General features: G+C 42.7%; 20 protein-coding genes. 15 read left to right on the top strand and 5 right to left on the bottom strand.

The annotated features are described in order from the left end of the window. Positions 1-110: 110 nt before the first annotated feature. Together hemL and TPSD3_RS11645 are read right to left on the bottom strand one after the other, a co-directional pair. The gene (gene hemL, locus TPSD3_RS11650; protein ID WP_086488709.1) at positions 111-1,385 is read right to left on the bottom strand and encodes a glutamate-1-semialdehyde 2,1-aminomutase; all 1,275 of its coding nucleotides are present in this window, start codon (positions 1,383-1,385) and stop codon (positions 111-113) included. A gap of 9 nt (positions 1,386-1,394) precedes the next feature. Continuing rightward, positions 1,395-2,819 carry an O-antigen ligase family protein gene (locus TPSD3_RS11645; protein ID WP_086488708.1) on the bottom strand — a complete coding sequence of 475 codons (1,425 nt, stop codon included), beginning with the start codon at positions 2,817-2,819 and terminating at the stop codon, positions 1,395-1,397. Between the two features lie 191 nt (positions 2,820-3,010). Here TPSD3_RS11645 and TPSD3_RS11640 point away from each other — a divergent pair, with 191 nt between their 5' ends. Continuing rightward, complete coding sequence (locus TPSD3_RS11640) at positions 3,011-3,496, top strand: DUF4124 domain-containing protein (RefSeq protein WP_086488707.1); 486 nt, start codon at positions 3,011-3,013, stop codon at positions 3,494-3,496. A gap of 186 nt (positions 3,497-3,682) precedes the next feature. Further along, positions 3,683-6,274: an EAL domain-containing protein gene (locus TPSD3_RS11635; RefSeq protein WP_086488706.1), complete on the top strand. Its 2,592-nt coding sequence runs from the start codon at positions 3,683-3,685 to the stop codon at positions 6,272-6,274. Between the two features lie 16 nt (positions 6,275-6,290). Here TPSD3_RS11635 and TPSD3_RS11630 read toward each other — a convergent pair whose 3' ends face one another. Next, entirely contained in the window at positions 6,291-7,091 is an 801-nt protein-coding gene (locus TPSD3_RS11630) for an alpha/beta fold hydrolase (RefSeq protein WP_086488705.1), read from the bottom strand. 180 nt (positions 7,092-7,271) lie between these two features. On the opposite strand from TPSD3_RS11630, the gene rpsO reads away from it, so the two are divergent. The 4 genes from rpsO (at position 7,272) to TPSD3_RS11610 (ending at position 11,764) form a co-directional block, all read left to right on the top strand. After that, positions 7,272-7,538, top strand: coding sequence for a 30S ribosomal protein S15 (gene rpsO, locus TPSD3_RS11625; protein ID WP_086488704.1), 267 nt, complete (start codon positions 7,272-7,274; stop codon positions 7,536-7,538). 47 nt (positions 7,539-7,585) lie between these two features. Then, positions 7,586-9,667 carry a polyribonucleotide nucleotidyltransferase gene (gene pnp / locus TPSD3_RS11620; RefSeq protein ID WP_086488703.1) on the top strand — a complete coding sequence of 694 codons (2,082 nt, stop codon included), beginning with the start codon at positions 7,586-7,588 and terminating at the stop codon, positions 9,665-9,667. 109 nt (positions 9,668-9,776) lie between these two features. Beyond that, positions 9,777-10,589 carry an indole-3-glycerol phosphate synthase TrpC gene (gene trpC, locus TPSD3_RS11615; protein ID WP_086488702.1) on the top strand — a complete coding sequence of 271 codons (813 nt, stop codon included), beginning with the start codon at positions 9,777-9,779 and terminating at the stop codon, positions 10,587-10,589. 284 nt (positions 10,590-10,873) lie between these two features. Further along, on the top strand, positions 10,874-11,764 hold the full coding sequence (locus TPSD3_RS11610) for a phospholipase D-like domain-containing protein (RefSeq protein ID WP_086488701.1): 891 nt from the start codon (positions 10,874-10,876) through the stop codon (positions 11,762-11,764). Between the two features lie 32 nt (positions 11,765-11,796). Here TPSD3_RS11610 and TPSD3_RS11605 read toward each other — a convergent pair whose 3' ends face one another. Both TPSD3_RS11605 and TPSD3_RS11600 read right to left on the bottom strand, forming a co-directional pair. Continuing rightward, positions 11,797-12,324 carry a transposase gene (locus TPSD3_RS11605; protein WP_176329741.1) on the bottom strand — a complete coding sequence of 176 codons (528 nt, stop codon included), beginning with the start codon at positions 12,322-12,324 and terminating at the stop codon, positions 11,797-11,799. Between the two features lie 47 nt (positions 12,325-12,371). Further along, complete coding sequence (locus TPSD3_RS11600) at positions 12,372-12,827, bottom strand: helix-turn-helix domain-containing protein (RefSeq protein ID WP_086488700.1); 456 nt, start codon at positions 12,825-12,827, stop codon at positions 12,372-12,374. A gap of 45 nt (positions 12,828-12,872) precedes the next feature. Between TPSD3_RS11600 and TPSD3_RS11595 the strand changes: the two genes are divergently transcribed. The 9 genes from TPSD3_RS11595 to ccoP all read left to right on the top strand — a co-directional run bounded on the left by TPSD3_RS11595 (position 12,873) and on the right by ccoP (position 21,511). Next, a complete protein-coding gene (locus TPSD3_RS11595) occupies positions 12,873-13,331 on the top strand; it encodes a hypothetical protein (RefSeq protein WP_140048545.1) in 459 nt (152 codons plus the stop codon). Between the two features lie 550 nt (positions 13,332-13,881). Then, positions 13,882-15,939 carry a sigma-54-dependent Fis family transcriptional regulator gene (locus TPSD3_RS11590; RefSeq protein WP_086488698.1) on the top strand — a complete coding sequence of 686 codons (2,058 nt, stop codon included), beginning with the start codon at positions 13,882-13,884 and terminating at the stop codon, positions 15,937-15,939. Between the two features lie 49 nt (positions 15,940-15,988). Continuing rightward, positions 15,989-16,381, top strand: a complete 393-nt coding sequence (locus tag TPSD3_RS11585; RefSeq protein ID WP_086488697.1) for a DUF4189 domain-containing protein — start codon at positions 15,989-15,991, stop codon at positions 16,379-16,381. Continuing rightward, complete coding sequence (gene serB, locus TPSD3_RS11580) at positions 16,382-17,005, top strand: phosphoserine phosphatase SerB (protein WP_086488696.1); 624 nt, start codon at positions 16,382-16,384, stop codon at positions 17,003-17,005. Between the two features lies 1 nt (position 17,006). Then, positions 17,007-17,993, top strand: coding sequence for an NAD(P)H-quinone oxidoreductase (locus TPSD3_RS11575; protein ID WP_086488695.1), 987 nt, complete (start codon positions 17,007-17,009; stop codon positions 17,991-17,993). A gap of 281 nt (positions 17,994-18,274) precedes the next feature. Next, the gene (ccoN, locus tag TPSD3_RS11570) at positions 18,275-19,702 is read left to right on the top strand and encodes a cytochrome-c oxidase, cbb3-type subunit I (RefSeq protein WP_086488694.1); all 1,428 of its coding nucleotides are present in this window, start codon (positions 18,275-18,277) and stop codon (positions 19,700-19,702) included. Positions 19,703-19,798: 96 nt separating this feature from the next. Beyond that, positions 19,799-20,416 (top strand): cytochrome-c oxidase, cbb3-type subunit II, encoded by a 618-nt coding sequence (gene ccoO / locus TPSD3_RS11565; RefSeq protein ID WP_086488693.1) that lies wholly within the window; start codon positions 19,799-19,801, stop codon positions 20,414-20,416. 2 nt (positions 20,417-20,418) lie between these two features. Then, complete coding sequence (locus TPSD3_RS11560) at positions 20,419-20,598, top strand: cbb3-type cytochrome oxidase subunit 3 (protein ID WP_217884444.1); 180 nt, start codon at positions 20,419-20,421, stop codon at positions 20,596-20,598. Next, a complete protein-coding gene (gene ccoP, locus TPSD3_RS11555) occupies positions 20,591-21,511 on the top strand; it encodes a cytochrome-c oxidase, cbb3-type subunit III (protein WP_086488692.1) in 921 nt (306 codons plus the stop codon). Before TPSD3_RS11560 ends, ccoP begins: the two co-directional genes overlap by 8 nt. Positions 21,512-21,559: the final 48 nt, after the last annotated feature.

Raw genomic sequence — 21,559 nt, 5'->3', positions numbered from 1 at the left:
CGTAAAAAGAATAGGTGAAATAACCTGATTCATTTAAAACTTTTCTGATTCTGACCAAATTAATAAACCCACCATATGGTGGGTTTAAAAACAGAGAGGAAATAAAGCCATTAGACTAATGTTTTAAAAACACGTTCCGCGGCGGCTATTGTTTTCTCAATATCTTCCTCAGAATGGGCTGAAGACATAAAGCCTGCTTCAAATGCAGAAGGCGCGAAATAAATCCCTTCTTTTAACATGCCATGAAAAAACGCTTTAAATAAATCCACTCGACAATCACTGACTTGCGCAAAATTTGTGACTTGTTTTGCGTCGGTGAAAAATACGCCAAACATGCCCCCTAAATAATCTCCAATTAATGAAATACCTGAGGATGCGGCACTGTGAGATAAGCCATTGATCAATTTATTTATTTTTTCTTCTAAACGAGAATAAAAACCCACTTCGCTGATCAAGTCTAAAGTGGTCAAACCGGCAATCATCGCCACGGGATTACCTGATAACGTACCCGCTTGATAAACCGCGCCTAAAGGTGCAATGTGTGACATAATTTCTTGCTTGCCACCGAACGCGCCCACGGGCATTCCGCCGCCGATTACTTTACCCAAAGTGGTTAAATCGGGTTTAATATCAAAAAGTTGCTGCGCTCCGCCCAAAGCCACCCGAAATCCCGTCATGACTTCATCAAAAATTAACACACTGCCATATTGATCACACACTTGGCGCAAAGTCGGCAGAAAATCAGGCAAGGGACGGATAAAATTCATATTTCCCGCCACAGGTTCTACGATCACCGCGGCAATTTGTTCTCCCCACTGGGCGAATACTTCGCGCACTTGTTCCACGTTATTGTAATCTACAGTCAAGGTCTGTTCAGCCAAACTGGCCGGCACACCAGGACTATTCGGCAAGCCCAAAGTCAACACGCCGGAACCCGCTTTGACCAATAAAGAATCAACATGACCATGATAACAGCCTGAAAACTTTACAATTTTATCTCGTCCCGTGTAACCGCGTGCCAAACGGATCGCGCTCATCGTCGCTTCCGTACCGGAACTGACCATGCGCACTAATTCAATTGACGGCATTAATTGATTGATTTTCTTAGCCAATTCCGTTTCTAACACCGTCGGTGCGCCAAAACTGAGACCTTTGGCTGCGGTGGCTTGTACGGCGGCGATCACGCTGGGATGGGCATGGCCTAAAATCATCGGCCCCCACGATCCCACGTAATCTAAATAACGCTGTCCTTCTACGTCGTAAAAATACGCGCCCTCTGCCCGATCAATAAAAATCGGATCGCCACCCACGCCCCGAAATGCCCGCACCGGTGAATTCACACCACCGGGAATATAACGTTGTGCTTCTTGAAAATGAATTGACATTATTGTGACCTATTTTAAAATTCGCTTAAATGGATTTGTTTTTGCTTGAGAAATGGATGAGGAATATTCAGCATTTTCTGCATTTTTGGCTAAAGTAATGTGTTGACGATGAATTTTTTCATAACGCAAATAACCCTCACTCCAACCCAATAAAATAAAAAATAAAGGTAAGGTTTGTTCTCCCATAAATACCGTACCAATTGACCAGCCATAAATCACATATAAACTGGCCAGCGTAAAACCAAAACCACTGCCCGGCGGTTGCGCAATCGGTAAACGCATGTCATGAAACAACAATCGCAAGGGCATAAATAGGATCATAAAGACCAATAAACCCACCGCAATAATGCCGTGCATTAAGAAAAATAATAAATAATGATTATCGACTGAACGCTGGCCAGGAATCTTTGGCCATTTCAAACGTCCCCAACCTAAATATAAATTTTCTTTACCCAAATCAATATAAGTACTTAATAATTCCCAACGATAGACTAAAGTATGTTCTGTATGTTCAGTGGTGGTGCGGCCGATGTCTTCCACATAACCTGCAAACCGTTCAATAGCAATGGGCGTTAAAATAAAACCGGCAGTCAAAATCACCACCACCGCCGTCCAACGCCAAGGAAAACGCCCAATAAAAACAATAAAAACCGCTAAAAATGCCCCAATCCACGGCCCCCGCGACAAGGTCATGATCATGCCCATGAGAAGAATTAAACTCATCGTTAAACCCAATGGCAACGGCCACCACGCCAATTTATTCCAACGTCTCGGCCATTCTCCCGACCATTCTAACCAACGTTGCAGCCGATACCCCACCGCAAACATAATTCCCGCTAAAATCGCATGACCATAAGGCCCCGTAATTCTACCAAATCCCCAACGCTCTTGTGGTATCCATTGCCAGCCCTGTCCCGAAAAAAAATGTCCCAAAATACGATGCCACAAACTCCAGCCCGTTAGAATAAACTGCGAAATAGAAAGAAGGCTGACCATCACCAAATAAATCGCAATTTGTTTGGCAACGGATACACGCAAATTAAAAGGTTCAATTAAACTTTTGGCAATAATATAAGGAAATAGCACAGACACCAAATTAGCAAAAACTAAATTTTGCGCATCTTTATAACCTGAAGTGATATATTCGGAAAAACCAACAAATCCCACAAAACTAAAGACTAAAATATCCGTAAAAGAAAACCACCAGCCCGGACTCCCCCGAATCAACCAAATAAAAAATAAAACCAACATCGCTGATTGGTTAAAATCCACCCCCGGCAATACTGGCGGATCGAAGTAATAATAACTCGGTAATAAAAAAAGTGTAGGAATATAAACTTTTAAAAAAGCAGCTTGCACCGATTGCGTTAAACTCACATATAAGGCGAAAGCCGCAGGTAAAAAAATTAACAATGCACTCAATGCCAGTAACATGACGTTTTACCAATCCAAACTGGTGCGGGATTTGGTTTTAACATACAATGTATTCATTTAGTTATTTTACAAAACCTATTTAAATCTAAAATATTTTAATTAAAATAAAGTCAAAAGACTTTGGTTTAGTTTTTTTCTAAGGTACACTATTTGCTGATTAGTCAAACTGTAAATTTTTTTGGAGCAAAGCCATGTTGAAAATGAACTCGGTTTATATGGGGTTAAGCCTGTTGGTGGTTGTATTTAATGGGTCAGCCGCTGAATTATACCGTTGGGTGGATCAAGATGGAAATGTGCAGTTTACCCAGACTCCCCCACCTGAAACTGCGCAAGATGTCACCACACGTCCGCTGGAATCGGCGCGTCCCACCCCACCAGCGGCATCTCCTGCCAACGCTCAGAACGACCAACCTTCTGATTCTGCTGTGAATGCGAGCGAATTGCCCGACGAAGAGTTGAGCGACGAAGCCAAAAAAATACAGCAACACAAAGCAGAAAATTGTCAAACTGCCCGCGACAATTTGGCACGTCTCAACGCAGGAGAGCCGCTCATGGAAGCCGATCCCGCGAATCCAAGCCTATATCGGCTCATGCCCGACGACACCCGTCGCCGAGAAACGGAACGCGCCCAAGCCTATTTAGACAGCTTTTGCCGCGATCCCGACGCGCCCCAGTAGCATTCAGCAAATTTGTCTGCATCAGAATTGACATGGATGCCATCAGGCAAATCCTGTTCATTCTGATAAGGTTCAATTATCCTAATTTTTTATAAAAATCACCACAGAGAGGATGACTGAATTTTCAAATTGTGCATTTACATCATTTTTGCCGAAATATTTTAATATAAAACGCTGATCACCCTTATGCACAAATATCTACAATTTTCCCCTCATTTTGGATTAAAAATAGCGCGCTATTTACTGGCGATATTGGCACTGACTTTTATTTATTCTGCGGCTTCTTGGTTAAGTCATTTTTTGGAGGCTGGGCAACGAGGTGCAATGCCTATTCCTTTAGCCGCCGGTGTGGCTTTAACGGCGTTGTTGTGGTTTGGTGTTCGTTTGTGGCCGGGCATCATACTGGGAAATGTGGTATTAAAACTTAGTTTAAGTGTGCCTTATTCACTTGTTTTTATTGATGCCACGGCGGCCACATTACAGGCCATATTAGCGGTTTGGTTATTAAATAGGTTAAAGTTTCCGAAGCTATTTTTACAATTGCGTGATGTGCTGTTATTTATGGCAGTCACTTTATTTATCAGTCCATTTGTGGGTGCGAGTATAAGTGCAATTGGTTTATTAATCAATCCTATTCCTTTAGATTATGTTTTTCAAATTTGGATCACGATTTGGTTTAGTGATGGTGTGGGGATGTTGATCATTACCGCGGCATTATTAACGTGGAAACAAATTAAACCGCCACTTATTACCCATTATCGACAATGGTTAGAATTAATTTTTATTTTATCTTGTTTAATTTTGGTGAGTGGAGTGAGTTTAACGATTGACTATGGCAATCGTTATTTATTTTTTTATATGATTTTACCTTTTGCGATTTGGGTGGCGATTCGTTTTGAGCAACATGGGGCAACATTAGCCAGCGTATTGGTGGCGATGATTTTATTAACGGGTGGTCTAAATCGCCTGCATTTAGAAGGACGTTTAGAAGCAGGCACAGTAGGCTTAATGTTGGAAATTGCTTTTATTGCATTAACCGCATTAACGGCTTATTTAGTGGCAGCGGCTTATACGCAACGTCGTCAAGCTGAAGAAGACGTGATTTGTGAAAAAGAATTGGCTTTAGCCACATTACATTCTATTGCGAATGCCGTCATGACCACGGATAAAAAAGGTTATATTCGTTATTTAAATCCTGCCGCAGAAAGCATTTTACAATGGTCACATAGTCAGGCTTTAGAAAAGCCAATTGCAGAAATTTTTCATATTAAAAATCTGCACAATGACCAATTAGAAAATTTTATTCACCGTTGTTTGCATGGTGTGATTAATCCGCCTCATGCGTGTTTATTATTGACTCGTGAAGGTCAGGAATTTCCCATTAATATGTCAGCCGCACCTATTCGGCATCGAGATGGACATATTGCGGGGGTTATTGTGTTGTTTCATTCTTTACATCAAGACAGTTTAGAAAGACAAGGCATTGCTTCTCATTTTTCACAACAAACGCTTGATTTATATCCGCGCCCTATTTTTGAACAATTATTGTCTAATTTACTGCGTGCTTTTTCACTAAATCAAGTTAAAGAAAATTATTTATTACTCTACTTAGAATCGGATTTATTTAAAACAGTTTATAGTCGTTATGGGCAAGCAGCCAGTGAATTATTGTGGCAACAATGGATAGGTTTAATTAAAAAGCGAATTCGTTACGATGATATGTTGACTCGTTTAAATCATCAACATGTGGCGATTTTACTAAAAGACTGCGCTTCACATCAAGCAGAATCCGTATGTCAACATATTTTGGAAACCATGCAAGGCTTTGAATTTATTTGGCAACAGCAACGGTTACACGGGAGTTTGGCGATTGGCGCAGTGGCAGTGACCGCGGAATATGGGCGTGTAGATGACTTGTTACAACGGGCTGAACAAGCCTGCCAAGTGGCGCGAGATAATCCAGAATTGCATTGTTATGTTGCCTTATCTCATGCCAATGAAGCGCGAAATGCACAAGCAATGCCTCGCTTAATCTCTGTGCATCAATATTGGCAAAATGAAGTGAAATTGGCTTTGTCTGAACAACGTTTATATTTGTATCAACAAGCCATGCTTATTTTAAGCAATCGGCAAATTTTAGGTACAGAAATTTCATTACGCCTGCAAAATGCAGAACAACAATGGATTGATGCCGAAACTTTTTTGCCTTTATTACAAAATCCCACACAATTGATGCAATTAGACCGTTGGACGATACAAGAAACGTTCGCCTATTTAGCGACTCATCGAGAGCAATTGCCTGAAGGTTATTTAATTAGTTTTAATGTCAATGCAGATACGCTAACAGATTCCAATTTTGCTGAATTCCTACGCCAAGAATTGCGCCAATTTAAATTAAAACCGTGGCAATTTTGTTTTGAAATCAGCGAAGCCGCTGCACAGCTTCATCAAGACATCATGGTTGATTTTATTAAAAACTTGCGTCAATTGGGTTGTCAAGTGGCCTTAGATGAATTTAATCACCAAAGCATTTCTTTATTGCGTTTGCGAGAATGGCCGATTAATTATTTAAAATTAGATGGTCGTTGGTTAGACACGGTTCATGAAGATAATTTTGCTGAACATTTATTAATGTCCATTTACGATTTATGCCAATTATTGCGCATTCATTTGGTGGCCACTCATGTGGAAAATGAGGCCACTTTGGCGTTATTACAGCGTTTAAATATTCCTTTTGCACAAGGATTATTATTAGCTCCGCCAACGCCTTTAAAATAAAATAAATAAGCGGAAATTAAGCAGGAATAAAAGCCCGAATCTCCCGCACACAAGCCTCTGTTTGTTCCAAAGGCAATAAATGACCCGCTTCAGGAATACGAATGAGCTGTGATGCGGCGATTTTCTCTTGAATTAATACACCATTAGCCGCAGGAGTGACTTCATCATTTTCCCCGTATAAAAGTAATGTGGGAGTTATGAAAGCATTATCAGCTAAATGATCAATAGCTAAATAAAACAAGCCCGCTTGAGATTGTTTCACATACATCGCTGCGGATTGGGTACGCTCTAAATTTAAACGCACCATTGCACTAAATCGGTGGGGATTGCGTCGCTCAAAATCAGGCGCAGTAGCAATGCGAATGCCGCGTTGAATTAACTCGAATAAATCACCTTCGCGTGAAGTCAATACTTCAAGCGCACGCGGTGAGGGCGGAACGGCTTGTGGCCCCGGATAAAGCGCGGACATCATCACTAATTTTTTGACTTTTTCGGGAGAATTTTTTGCTAATTCAAAACCAATCGCACCACCTAAAGAATGCCCAATCATAGCCGCTTGGTTTAATCCTAAAGCACGCATTAATCCTCGCGTATCTTCTGCCATTATTTCTACAGTAAAAGGATCATCTGGCATTTCACTGTCGCCCATGCCGCGATTATCAAATAAAATCACTTCATAATGGGGAATTAACAAGGGTAATAAAGTCAATCGCCAGAACAATACCCCTTGTCCTACTCCTGCAATAAGTAACAAAGGTTGACCGCGACCGTGTTTTTCGTAAAACAAGCGAATTCCGTTGCTTAATACTGTGGGCATGGGTGATTACGCGAAAACGGAGCCGTTTTCCGCGCCTCCTTGTCGGTTAAAAATGAGGGAAATTTATCGCGCCTACAAGTAGGACACAAATTTAACTTGTACTAGCAAAAAAGTTGAATTAAAATAACACGTTTGATTAACTGAGCTAAACTACTCTCCGCTGTGAGGAATTGAGAAACTATGCTAACTACTGAACAAAAAGCAGAAATTGTCAAACAATATGGTCGTTCCGAGAATGACACCGGTTCTACTGAAGTCCAAGTCGCTTTGTTAAGCGCGAATATCTCCAGTTTGTCCGAACACTTCAAACAACACAAGAAAGACAATCACTCACGTCGTGGCTTGATCACGATGGTGAACCAACGTCGTAGCTTGTTGAATTATCTGAAAAAAGAAGACTTGTCCCGTTATCAAGAATTAATTAGCCGCTTAGAATTGCGCCGTTAATTTGTGTCACCCCGATTTACTGTTATCGTTACCGTCTGAGGAAACCAATGGCTCCGCATAAAAAAACCTTCCAATATGGTCAACACAGCGTCACTCTGGAAACCGGCGAAATTGCTCGCCAAGCCACCAGTGCTGTTATTGCCAGTATGGGCGATACCGTCGTTTTAGTCACGGTGGTCGCCAGCAGCAAACCGACAGAAGGTGATTTCTTCCCTCTGACGGTCGATTATCAAGAACGCAGTTACGCCGCGGGACGCATTCCCGGCAGTTTTTATAAGCGAGAAGGCCGCCCTTCTGAAAAAGAAACGCTGACTTCCCGCTTGATTGATCGTCCGATTCGTCCGTTATTTACTGACGGATTTAATCACGAAGTGCAAATTATCGCCACTGTTTTATCGCTCGATCCAGAGATTGATCCGGATATTCCCGCATTAATTGGGGCATCGGCGGCTTTAACCTTATCGGGTTTACCGTTTCATGGCCCATTAGGTGCGGCGCGGGTTGGGTATCGCAATGGGGAATTTTTGCTGAATCCTACCTTCAATCAATTGTTAAGTTCACAATTGGATTTGGTGGTGGCCGGGACAGAATCGGCTGTGTTAATGGTTGAATCTGAAGCCCAAGAATTACCCGAAGAAGTGATGTTAAATGCCGTGCTATACGGCCATACACAAATGCAAACTGTGATCGGTGCGATTCGTGATTTTGCGGCCGCAGTGGGCGTGACTCCTTTTGTGTGGCAAGCCGCCGCGGTGAATGCCGAATTGACCGAAGCGGTGAAAAATGCCGCACTCACTGCCGTACAAGCCGCTTATCAAGTCAGCGAAAAATTGGCCAGACAACAGCAAGTGGCTGATTTACGCGCCCAAACCGTGGCAACATTATGTGCTGAGGGCAGCGTGTGGGCAGAGGCCGATGTGTCGGCGGCTTTGGACGCATTGGAAAAATCAGTGGTGCGCGATTCGATTTTATCGGGTGCAGCGCGTATTGATGGCCGAGACAATCGCACTGTGCGGCCGATTACCATTCGCACAGGCGTGTTACCGCGCACGCATGGTTCTGCGCTGTTTACTCGCGGCGAAACCCAAGCCTTAGTGATCACGACTCTGGGAACGGAACGCGATGCGCAAGTGATCGATGCCTTAGAAGGTGAGCGTAAAGAAGGCTTTATGCTGCATTATAATTTCCCTCCCTATTGTGTGGGTGAGATTGGCCGTGTCGGCACACCAAAACGTCGTGAAATCGGTCATGGCCGTTTGGCTAAACGTGGCGTACAAGCCATTATGCCCAGTTTGCAAGATTTTCCGTATTCAGTTCGTTTGGTATCTGAAGTGACTGAATCGAATGGTTCTAGTTCTATGGCTACCGTATGCGGTTCAAGTTTGTCTTTGATGGATGCGGGCGTGCCAATTAAAGCTCCTGTGGCTGGAATTGCGATGGGTTTGGTGAAAGAAGGCGAGCGTTTTGTCGTTTTGTCTGACATTATGGGCGATGAAGACCACTTAGGCGATATGGATTTCAAGGTAGCGGGTACAGTTCGTGGTATCACTGCCTTGCAAATGGACATGAAAATTGATGGCATTACCCGCGAAATCATGCAAATTGCCTTAGCACAAGCCCGCGAAGGCCGTCTACATATTCTCAATATTATGCAAGAAGCCTTGCCTAAACCACGCTTGGAAATGTCCAAACACGCGCCTAGAATCGTGAGTTTTTATATTAAACCCGATAAAATCCGCGAAGTTATCGGTAAGGGTGGCGCAACCATTCGTGCGTTGACTGAGGAAACGGGTGCAACAATTGACATCAGTGATGATGGTTTAGTGAAGATTGCCTCCGTCGATTTAGAAGCAGGTCAAGAAGCGCGTCGTCGTATTGAGTTGATCACGACGGATGTGGAAGTTGGGCGTATTTACGAGGGTAAAGTGGTTAAATTGATGGAATTTGGGGCTTTTGTGACCATTTTGCCCGGCCGCGATGGTCTGGTGCATATTTCCCAAATTTCTGAAGAGCGCGTAGAAAAAGTCAGCGATAAGTTGAAAGAAAACGACATGGTGCGCGTTAAAGTGTTAGAAATTGACAAGCAAGGTCGTATTCGTTTAAGTATGAAAGGACTGGACGCGGCTTAGTTTTTTCACTGTGTTGATGAGGGCTGTTAAATTTTAACAGTCTGTGAGCGTCTCAAGTGTATTCTTGAGAGGCTCACTTGTCAGATGTGAACCGCACAAAGGAATACTAATGACTTCCCCCCCTGATATTTTACAAAAAATTTTACAGCGCAAAGCGGAAGAAATAGCCGCACGCAGTGAAAAAATCACTTTAAAAACCTTACGTTCCCAAATCGAAGACCTTGCGCCCCCGCGAGGTTTTTTTCATGCGCTTGAAACCCAACGAACCGCGCAGCGTGCTGGCATCATCGCCGAAATCAAAAAAGCCTCTCCCAGTAAAGGGTTATTGCGCGATCCGTTTTATCCCGATCAATTGGCCAGTAATTATCAACAATACGGCGCGACGTGTTTATCTGTATTGACGGATCAGGATTTTTTTCAAGGCCATGATGATTATTTGCGCCAAGCGCGTGCCGCTTGTCAATTGCCTGTGTTGCGTAAAGATTTCATGATTGACGATTATCAGATTTATGAATCGCGGGTGTTGGGTGCGGATTGTATTTTACTCATTATTTCTGCGTTGGGAGAAGCGTTACTGCATGATTTGGCGGGATTGGCGTTGGATTTGGGCATGGATGTGTTGGTGGAAGTGCATGATCATGAAGAATTGGAACGCGCTTTGACTTTAAAAATTCCTTTTATTGGCATTAATAACCGCGATTTGCGTACTTTTAACGTCTCATTACAGACCACATTGGATTTATTAAAATATATTCCAAATACGCATCTGGTGGTCACTGAAAGCGGTATTCATCAATCGACTGATGTGCAGTTGATGTTAAATGCAGGCGTTAGCACGTTTCTGATTGGTGAGACGTTTATGCGGGCGGAAAACCCCGGATTGGCGTTGTCGCAATTGTTTGATTTTTCTGCGGCGGGGTAAGAAATAGGTCTTCCAAAAAAATAGAGTTCACAAAACCCTTATTTTGTCAGAATCAGAATTTACAGAATTTTTTAAAATGCGGAAATAAACGACTGACGGGGGTAAATTCTGAATAATATCCGATTACATAATTTAGCTAATACATATTGACTGTATTAAAATTTTGTGTATAATCTCCAATGTGTGTGACAATGCCTATCTCCAAGGCAATAAGTTAGGCATGTCGAGGCGTGATTTTTCAGGATATTTATCTAGCAAGTTATGATTTTAAAGGCGTGAAGTAAATGGAAATGGAAGAATTTTTACAATCCAAAAACGAAAAAAGCATTAAGGAGCGTATGGAGTGTTCAATAGAAAAATGTGTTTCTATAAAAGGGGCTGTTGCTTTTTGGAGCATTAATGCGCCCTTTATTTCTGGTTTGGCTGAAAAATTGGCACTTAATAATTCCTATATGTGTGTTGATATTCATGAGCCTACGAATATCGACTCACTAAATAGTTTGATTGAAAGAAACGCAAACATTTATTTGTTTATGTATCGAAAAGATAACGGAAAATATCCTTTGATGCACGCTAAATTTATCTTGTTTGACTTAGGAAACGGACAAGTAGAAATTTGGCTTGGTAGCCAAAATATAACCAAACAAGCATTAGAAGGCGAAAATATAGAATCTACAGTAATCATAACAACTGATAAAGATTCAGTTTTGTATCGAAAAATGGTTGATTATCTTGGAACTGTCAAGCGTTATTGTGAAGAAGTGGGAGGAAATTTATATAAAAAAATAGGAAAAAAATTTAATTCTGAGTATGTAGATTTTTACAAAATGCTGCAAGGTAGTTTTGATTTTCAAGAAAAAACGCATCAAGTTATGGATGTTATATGTGCTGATGTAGAAGAGTTTCAAAAAGGGACAGAAGATAGTGTAAATAATTACACTATAATTGCTATTTATAATAATAAAAATCCTAACAAGAAAACAAGCATTGATAAAAATAAAGAATTATTAATCAGAGCGTTAGACAGAAATGGGAGTGTCTGCTGCTATAAATTTAAAATACATTCTTTTTTCGATGAATTAAGTCCTATGGATACCCAGACAGGAACAATTGTGACTACTTATCGAATTAAAGAAAAAACATACACTATTAATCACTATACCAAAATTATGTGAGATATAAAAACAAATTAAGTTCTAATATCTAGCTAGATATTAGGTATAAGATACTGTTTAATTTTATTAAACTTAAACACTTTACCTGACAAAAAGGTCTCAAACATACTAGTGACTTCTTTAAAGCTTGATAGACGATGAAAATTCTTTCTGACCCAATTCTTACCTTGAAGCCAAATATCCTCGACTGGATTTTGCTCTGGGGCATTAGGCGCAAATCTTAATAAACGAACTTTCCATTCTGATTCTGGAAGTCCCCCATTTAATTTCTCTAAATAAGTTCTTAAACCTTCAGAACGATGATAACTTGCACCATCCCAAATAATCACATGACGGGCTTCTTTATATCTGTAAATGAGCCAGTTAATAAAGTCTATCGTATATTTTGTATCAGCTTTCTTTGCCCTATCTAAAATAAATTCTCCCGTATAAATATTCACCGCTCCATACCACGTTTGAGACGTGCGATAATTACTCATCTTTATTGACGTTCTTTCTCCTTTTTTCGACCAAATATAACCACAAATATCTCCCCACAACTGATGGCTTTCGTCTTGCATCCAGTACATTACCTCTCCACTTTCTATCTGTTCACGCTCCTTATCTATTAAATCCTTAATCTCTTTTTTTTAGCTTCTACTTTTACCTCATCTTTTGCCGAATTCTCTTTGTGTGTCTTCTTATAACTTAAATTCGCTTCTTCTAATAATTTAGTATAAGAAGTATTTGAAGAATAGAAAACACCATACTCCTCTTTTAAGTATCTCTTTAGCTCCTCCATTGTTATTGTCTTCTTTTCTTGTATCCAATTAATAACCGCTTCTCGTTCACGCGGCTTTAAATACCCTGGCGAGCCTTTATACGCTAACTTTAATCCTTCCACCCCTGACGCTAAATAAATGGCTTTCCATTTATCCACAAATTGCACACTGACACAGCACGCTAAAGCCACTTCCGCACGCACAAAACCAAGCAAAGACATTCTTACTGCCATCGCTCGCTTCACTTCTCTCGCTTCACCTGTTGACATTAACTCTTCTAAATCTTCATATCTCTTGTTCATTATTCTCTCCTATTTAAAAAGTATTATTATACGACTCTGAAAAAATTGGTATATGTCGTTAGTAGAGATAGAACTATCTTTGTTGCTACGAGCAAATTACCTGATGATGAACTTTCTATGGGGCTTGTAGTTGAAAATATAGAAAAGTTTTCTGATAATCTAACCCGATCAAGAAAAGCAGATTACTGGAAAAAAGCAAGCTCAGAAGAATCCTCAAAACTGAGCTATCTTACAGATTATTCAAAAAATGCGAGAATTCCAAAATCACCAGAAAAAATTTTAAAAGAAAATACTTATCCATTTGATAAATTACAGAAGATTGATGCAGAAAATAGAGCCAATATTATAAAAAGCGCAATAAATGGAAATATACAACATAAAGCGTTACAATTAATTGGTAAACAATCTTTGGTTAGAAAAATGGTTTCTACTGAAAAGGAAAATAATAATCTTTCCGAGCAATCTCTGCAAGAAAAGTCTTATCCTTTACTTTATCCAAATTAAGTCACTCAAATATTGTTCCAGAAACGTGTATTTTTTCAGATTTTAGTTCTCAAGATTTAACCCACATTCGCCCCAACCATCAAACTCCCGCTAAAAAGAGCAAACTCCGTTCATTAAGCCTCTTTTATCCAAAATTCGTCCACTAAAAATTTTTCGCAGACTCAGCGAATGTTATCGCTATTGACAAAAAGGTGTTGCTTTACGTTTTAACATGATCTCCAGTGTGCTTAATTTTGAAATTCAAAGATCAAACTGATTTCCGCAAGAAGCCTAAATATCAACACAGACACATTGACTTATATCAGGAATTCGGCACAATTGAATAGGAAGCCTGCTTAGATTGAATCTTGATGATTTTGACCTCTATCCAACGTGTCATCATCCCCATAACAAAACCAAATCCACGGCATTTAACCCCAGCGGGCAATCCCCCAGCGATTGATGACACGCCACGACACAGTAGGCCACCAACCAAAGGACATTCTCCCTGTCACAGCAATGTGATACCGAATATTTGTCTAAAACTCTGCATCGTTTCTGAGAAAACAGCATGAATCATTCTGATCGCATCGTTGCCCTGACTCGTAACAAAATTAAAGTCATCGATCCTGTGGAGGCCTTAATTATTCGCTCATGGGAACGCTGTTTAGACAGCTATCGCTTAGACCCCGAAGCCAAACGGCACGAACCCATTGTCATTGAACGTCAAACGCTCACCGATCATCAAGATCAAGTCACTGAATTATTAGGTGATTTTGTTCAAGAAGAAATGTCTTTGTTGTATCAGCGTATTGCCAGTTCTGGACATTCGGTGATTCTGACCGACCGCAATGGGATCATTCTCAATTACGTGGGCGATCCTGCGCTATCGCAACAATTTGCCCAAGCGGGTTTGCGTCCGGGGGCGGTCTGGAGTGAAAAAGAAGAAGGCACGAATGGCATTGGGACATGTTTACATGAAAAACAAGCCGTGACCATTTGTCGAGAAGAACATTTTCGCGCTCAACATACGCAATTAACCTGTTCTGCCTCGCCGATTTTTGATTCTCAAGGGGAATTGCTGGCGATTTTGGATGTTTCCACGCTCAATTCTCGTGATTCCAAACAAATACATCAACACACAGCCGCTTTGGTGAGAATGTCGGCCAAGTTAATTGAAAATTTAGGTTTTCTTCGTCAATGGCGACATCAATGGATTGTGCGCTTCCACAGCCGTGCGGAATACGTCGGACATGTGGGAGAAGGCCTGATTGTGGTGAATGAAAATGGACAGATTTTGGCCAGCAATCAAAATGCCTTGACCCAATTGGATCTGAATCGTCGAGATGCCCTGTTGCAACGTCGTTTAACCGATGTATTTAATACGCCGCTATCCGCATTGATGGCGTGGGCTGGACGGCAAGCCAACCACGTTTGCCTATTGCAAGAACTGGCACAAGGACGTTCTTATTACGCGCTATTGCGCACCCCGCAATTTCCCACTGCCACTGCGATTCTTTGTCGTCAGCCTGCCCACGTTTCCACAACAACCCTCTGTAACGAGGCGATGACCGCCGTGAATGAAACGTATACTTGTATTAATCTAGCTAATTTAGCCGGCCGCGATCCGCGCATGGCCGCTAATATGCGTTATGCCCAGAAAGTGATGAACAAAGGCATTGCCATTTTGTTGCAAGGCGAAACGGGAACAGGAAAAGAAGCCCTCGCTAAAAGTATTCATGAAGCCAGTCAACGCGCTAATAAGCCTTTTGTGGCGTTGAATTGTGCGGCAATTCCTGAATCGTTGATTGAAAGCGAATTATTTGGCTACAAACACGGGGCTTTTACGGGAGCGCGGCGCGAAGGGATGCGCGGTAAAATTTTACAATCCCATGAAGGCACTTTGTTTTTAGACGAAATTGGCGATATGCCGTTGGCCTTGCAAACGCGCTTATTGCGGGTGTTAGAAGAGCGAGAAGTGTTGCCGTTGGGGTGTGAGCAGGCGATTCCTGTGAAATTAAATATTATCAGTGCCACGCATCATCAATTGGGCGATTTGATTGCCAGCGGAAAATTCCGCGAAGATTTATATTATCGTTTAAATGGCATTACGTTAAGTTTGCCGCCGTTGCGCAAACGGACGGATTTAGATCATTTAATTCGCTGTGTATTAGCAATGGAAAATGGCGATGGGCAAGCGGTACATATCAGCAGTGATGCGTTTGAATTATTATTGCGTTACGATTGGCCGGGCAATATTCGGCAATTGCGTAATGTTTTACGCACCGCATTGGCTTTGTGTACGCAACAGACTATTATGGTAGAAGATTTGCCCACAGAAATTACTGGAGTCAGTGCCTTTGATTCTTGTCAATGGATATACGGCTCGGCGAAGGGAGAATTGCCGCTTACGGGTGTGCAAGTTGCTGTGGATGCGCCGGCGATGGAATCGGTGGATTCGGTCAATGGAGACAATGTGTTAAAATCGGCCGAGCGCAATGTGATGTTGCAGGAGTTGGAGCGTCATCGTTGGAATATTACCAATACGGCCGCCAGTTTGAAAATGAGCCGCAATACTTTGTATCGTAAAATGAAGAAACACGGCATTGCTTTACCCAGTACCCATTAAGGGTGAATCATTAACCTCTGCGTTATCTCTTGAATAAGGGAGTATTTTTATGACTTTTTTTAAGCAAAATGTGCGTTTTTTTAGTGTGGCATTTGGTGGTTTTTTTCTGTGTTCCACAGGGTCTGTTTTGGCGGAGAATTTATATGGGGCAATTGCCTACTCTTTAGAAGAGAGAATTCATGGTTATGCCACTAATTTTTCTTCACGCGATGCGGCTGAATCTGAAGCCTTAGCCAATTGTTTGGCGCGTTTGGACAGTGAGGATTCGTCTTGTAGTGTTGAATTATGGTTTAAGAATGGTTATGGCGCGTTGGCAGAGGGAGACGATGGTTTTGGTACCGGCCACGGGCGATATGAGCAGGATGCCCAATTGATGGCTTTGGAAAATTGTAACAATTACACGGAAAATTGCGACATCAGCGTGACGATTGGAACGGATTAAATGACTAAATTGTGTGTGTTTGATTTTGATTCGACCTTGATGGATGGCGAAACGATCAATGAAATTTCTGCCGCTTGTGGACAAAAAGCTGCGGTGTCTGCGATTACAGAACGGGCGATGGCGGGAGAATTGGATTTTTTTGAAGCCTTGACGGCACGAGTTGAATTACTGGTGGGCATTCCTTATCCGCAGGTGTTGAGCATTTGCCATCAATTGCCGTTGATGCCGGGGGCAATGGAAACGGTGCGAACATTAAAACAGTTGGGTTATAAAGTCGTAGTATTCTCTGGAGGATTTCGTCAAGCAACGGCTTATTTTGGGGAAAAATTGGGCGTAGATGCCGAATTTGCCAATATTCTGCACCATAAAGATGGTTTTTTGACCGGTAAAGTCGGCGGAGAAATGATGTTTAACGACTCCAAAGGCAAAATGTTGCAGCGTTTACAACAATTATTGGGCATCAGTCCAGAGCAAACGATTGCGGTTGGTGATGGGGCGAATGATGCGTCAATGTTTCCTTTTGCGGCGAAAAAGGTGGCTTTTTGTGCGCGGGAGATTTTGCAAAAACAAGCTAATGTGGTGATTCAAGAGAAAGATTTGCGTTTATTACTGGATTACCTCTAACATGATGCGGGCCATTGTTGCAGATGGTTTTGGAGATGAAGACAGACTGCGCATAGGGCAGGTGCCGCGACCGCAGTGTTCTCCCGAACAGGTTTTGGTCAAAGTCAGTGCGGTAGGAATGAACCGTGCGGATATTTTGCAACGTCGGGGACTTTACGCGCCACCCGCTGGAGAATCTTCCATTTTGGGCTTGGAAACCGCTGGGGAAATTGTCGCCGTGGGGGAATCTGTTGCACATTTAACGGTGGGACAACGGGTATTTGGTTTGGTGGGCGGCGGTGCATATTCGGAATATGTGGCGATGGATGCGCAGTTGGCGGTGCCGACTCCTGACAGTTTGTCGGATATTGAAGCGGCTGCTGTTATCGAAGCTTTTGTCACTGCGCATGAAACCTTAGTCGAATTGGGACAGGTGCAAGCGGGAGAACGGGTGTTAATTCGCGCCGCCGGCAGCGGTATAGGCACAACGACCGTACAAATGGCGATTTATCTCGGTGCCGAAGTTTTTGCCACCACTGGTAGCGCGGATAAAGTGCAGAAAATTCGACAATTGGGCGTTTCTGCCGTGATTCACGATCAAACCCAAGACCTCGCTGCCAATATCATGGCTTTAACGCATGAGCAAGGTATTGATGTGATTCAAGATGTGATTGGGGCGCGAGAGGTCAACTTGCATTTAAATTTGTTACGTGCGGGCGGGCGTTTGGTGATGTTGGCTTTGATGGCTGGGCATCGGACGGACATCTCTCTGGCGCGTCTCTTAACGCATCATGTGCAGATAAAGGGCTTTATTTTGCGCACGCGCCCGTTGGCAGAAAAGCGAGTGATGGTGCAACGTTTCGTCACGCATTGGCTGCCTTTGTTGGCTGATAAAACGCTTCGGCCGATAATTGACACGGTGTTTGACATGGAAAATGTAGCGGCTGCCCACCGCTATATGGCGCAAAACAAAAATGTGGGGAAAATTGTTTTACAGTCATTTTCATAAATCGTTATGGCGTAAAATCAGTTTTACCTTTAATTAACCACTAAAGTTGATGAATTACACACAGCTTGACCTGATTTTTTTACATGTAAGCGGTTTGCTAGGCTGTGCATTCACGGTTTACTCGTTATAATGAGCGGGTCGAAGGTGTACCTTTCTGTTTACAACAAACCATTCCCCGCAGGATGATCCTACAATCCTCTTGTCGCAGCGGATTGGAATGGGGTGTTTGGATGGAATAAAAGTCTTCTTTGGTTATCTATTCAAGTAGTTAGGAGAAGCATGTGGTAGAGCAAGCAACATATAATTATAAAGTAGTAAGACAATTTGCCATTATGGCGATTGTTTGGGCTATTGTTGGTATGACGGTCGGGGTGCTTATTGCAGCACAATTAGCATGGCCGGCGTTGAACTTTGATATTGCGTGGTTGACCTTTGGTCGCTTACGTCCGCTGCATACTAATGCAGTGATTTTTGCGTTCGGTGGTTCGGCGTTATTTGCTACGTCCTATTACGTTGTACAACGGACGTGTCATGTGCGCTTGATTTCCGATAAATTGGCGGCTTTCACCTTCTGGGGTTGGCAAGCGGTTATCGTACTGGCTGCCATCACTTTGCCGTTGGGATTGACCCAAAGTAAGGAATATGCCGAATTAATATGGCCCATTGATTTACTCATCGCTGCGGTTTGGGTGGTTTATGCCATTGTGTTCTTTGGAACTATCGCTAAGCGTAAAGTAAGACATATCTATGTGGCCAACTGGTTCTATGGTGCTTTTATCATCACCATCGCCATTCTGCACATCTTTAATAACTTGGCCTTACCCACTTCATTATTCCATTCTTACTCTGCTTATGCTGGGGTTCAAGATGCGATGGTTCAATGGTGGTATGGACATAATGCGGTAGGTTTCTTCTTGACCGCGGGCTTTTTGGGTATGATGTATTATTTTATTCCTAAACAAGCCAACCGTCCGGTTTATTCCTATCGTTTATCGATTGTTCACTTTTGGGCTTTGATTTTCACCTATATTTGGGCAGGTCCTCACCATTTGCATTACACTGCCTTACCCGATTGGACGCAAACATTAGGGATGGTGATGTCGTTGATTCTGTTAGCACCGTCTTGGGGCGGGATGATCAACGGAATCATGACCTTGTCTGGTGCGTGGGAAAAATTGCGTTCTGATCCGGTGTTGCGTTTCTTGATTGTTTCTGTGTCTTTCTATGGGATGTCCACGTTTGAAGGCCCCATGATGGCGATTAAGACAGTCAATGCCTTGTCTCATTACACCGATTGGACAATTGGTCACGTTCACTCTGGCGCGTTAGGCTGGGTGGCGATGGTGAGTATGGGGAGTTTGTACTATTTAATTCCTCGCTTATTCGGACGCGAAATGTATAGCATTAAGTTAATTGAAGTTCACTTCTGGGTGGCGACGATTGGCGTGGTGTTGTATATCGCTGCGATGTGGGTTTCTGGCATTATGCAAGGCTTGATGTGGCGTGCGACTAATGCAGACGGCACATTGACTTACAGTTTTGTGGAATCTGTGCAAGCCATGCACCCCTTCTATGTCACACGCTTTATTGGTGGGGCATTCTTCTTACTGGGGGCAATCATTATGGCTTACAACGTATGGCGCACCGTTGCAGGGGCTAAAGCAGTGGAAGCAAAAATCCCTGATCCCCAACTTGCCCATGCCCATTAATTCCCGTTAATGCTCAGTGCTGACAGCCGTGATGGCTTGTCAGACTGAGTCGTTATTCATGCCAGATGAATTTGAAGTTGAAGGAGCTTAGTTACAATGGCAGCAAATTCCCATGAGAAAGTTGAAACAAACGTCGGCCTGCTGATCATCTTGATTACTTTGGTGGTGAGCATAGGTGGTTTGGTGCAAATTGTGCCGCTGTTTTTTATGCCTGCGGCCACGCAACCCGTCGAAGGCTTAAAACCCTACGATGCCTTGAGTTTGGAAGGACGTGATATTTATGTGCGCGAGGGGTGCTATTTGTGTCATTCACAAATGATTCGTCCTTTCCGTGCTGAAACTGAGCGTTATGGTCATTATTCTGTTGCGGGCGAGTATGTTTATGATCGTCCATTCCAATGGGGATCAAAACGGACAGGACCTGACTTACATCGTGTGGGCGGTCGTTATAGTAATGAATGGCATCGTGTCCATTTGATCAACCCTCGTGATGTAGTGCCAGAATCGGTGATGCCCGGTTATCCTTGGTTACAAACGACACCGTTAAAAACCACAGGAATTCAACGTAAAATGGAAGTCCTCAGAACCTTAGGACACCCCTACACGGATGAGGAAATCGCTAAAGCCCCGTCAATGTTAGAAGGTAAGACTGAAATGGATGCCGTAATTGCTTATTTGCAAGGTTTAGGCGTTCACATTAAAACACGGAGATAAAGGTGGAAACGTTTTATTCAGTGTTCCAGTCTGTTTGGACGGTGGTTGTTTTTGTCATCTTCATGGGGATCACATTTTGGGCTTACAGCAGCAAACGCAAAGCGCACTTTGATGAAATCAATCGTGATTTGCTTGAAGATGATGATTCTATAAAATCAACAAAGGATAAACACAATGTTTGATAGCGATGTATTTGTGAGTGATTTTTGGGATTGGTTTATTATCGTTCCTACTCTGCTGGGGATTGCCGCGTGTTTTTGGCTGGTGTGGTGGCAATCTGGTGGAGAGCGTCCCGAAGACAAAGATGGCGCAAAAACGATGGGGCATGTTTGGGATGAGTCATTGGCTGAACTGAACAATCCCTTGCCAATGTGGTGGTTAAATATGTTTTACATCACGTTGGTGTTTGGCTTAATTTATTTGATTTTGTTTCCGGGTCTGGGATCGTTTAAAGGTATTTTGGGCTGGACTTCTACCAACCAATATCAAATGGAAGTGGATTCGGCTGAGGCGGCTTATGGACCAATTTATGCCAAATACGCCACGTTACCCGTTGAAGAGTTGGTCAAAAATCAAGATGCGCTGCAAATTGGTGAACGTTTGTTTTTAACTTACTGCACAGCGTGTCATGGTTCGGACGCTGGTGGCAATCCGGGCTATCCCAATTTGAAGGATGGAGATTGGTTGTGGGGCGACAGTCCGCAGGCCATTAAAACCTCAATTGCCAAAGGCCGTAATGCTGTAATGCCCGATGCCAAAACCAACAATTTACAACCTGAAGAAGTGGATCACGTGATTGAATATGTGATGCAACTCAGCGGTCGTGAAGTCAACGCCGAGTTAGCCCAGAAAGGCCAAGCCGTTTACGGCAAGGTCTGTGTGGCTTGTCACATGCCAACAGGAACGGGGATGCACGCGCTGGGCGCACCTAACTTGACAGACAATATTTGGTTGTATGGTGGTTCAAGAGAAGCCATCAAAGAAACTGTGACCTATGGTCGTCGTGGTGTGATGCCCGCACATGGCGAGTTTTTAGGTGATGCCAAAGTGCATTTATTAGCTGCTTATATTTATGGTTTAAATAAGGCTGAATAATCCTTTAGATCATTATCATAGTTAGTAAAAATAAAAGGCATGAATTCA

The organism is Thioflexithrix psekupsensis, from assembly GCF_002149925.1.
GTDB classification, from domain to species: domain Bacteria; phylum Pseudomonadota; class Gammaproteobacteria; order Beggiatoales; family Beggiatoaceae; genus Thioflexithrix; species Thioflexithrix psekupsensis.
Note: the sequence above shows the minus strand (reverse complement) of the source record. Positions and strands in the feature narration are given on the sequence as shown.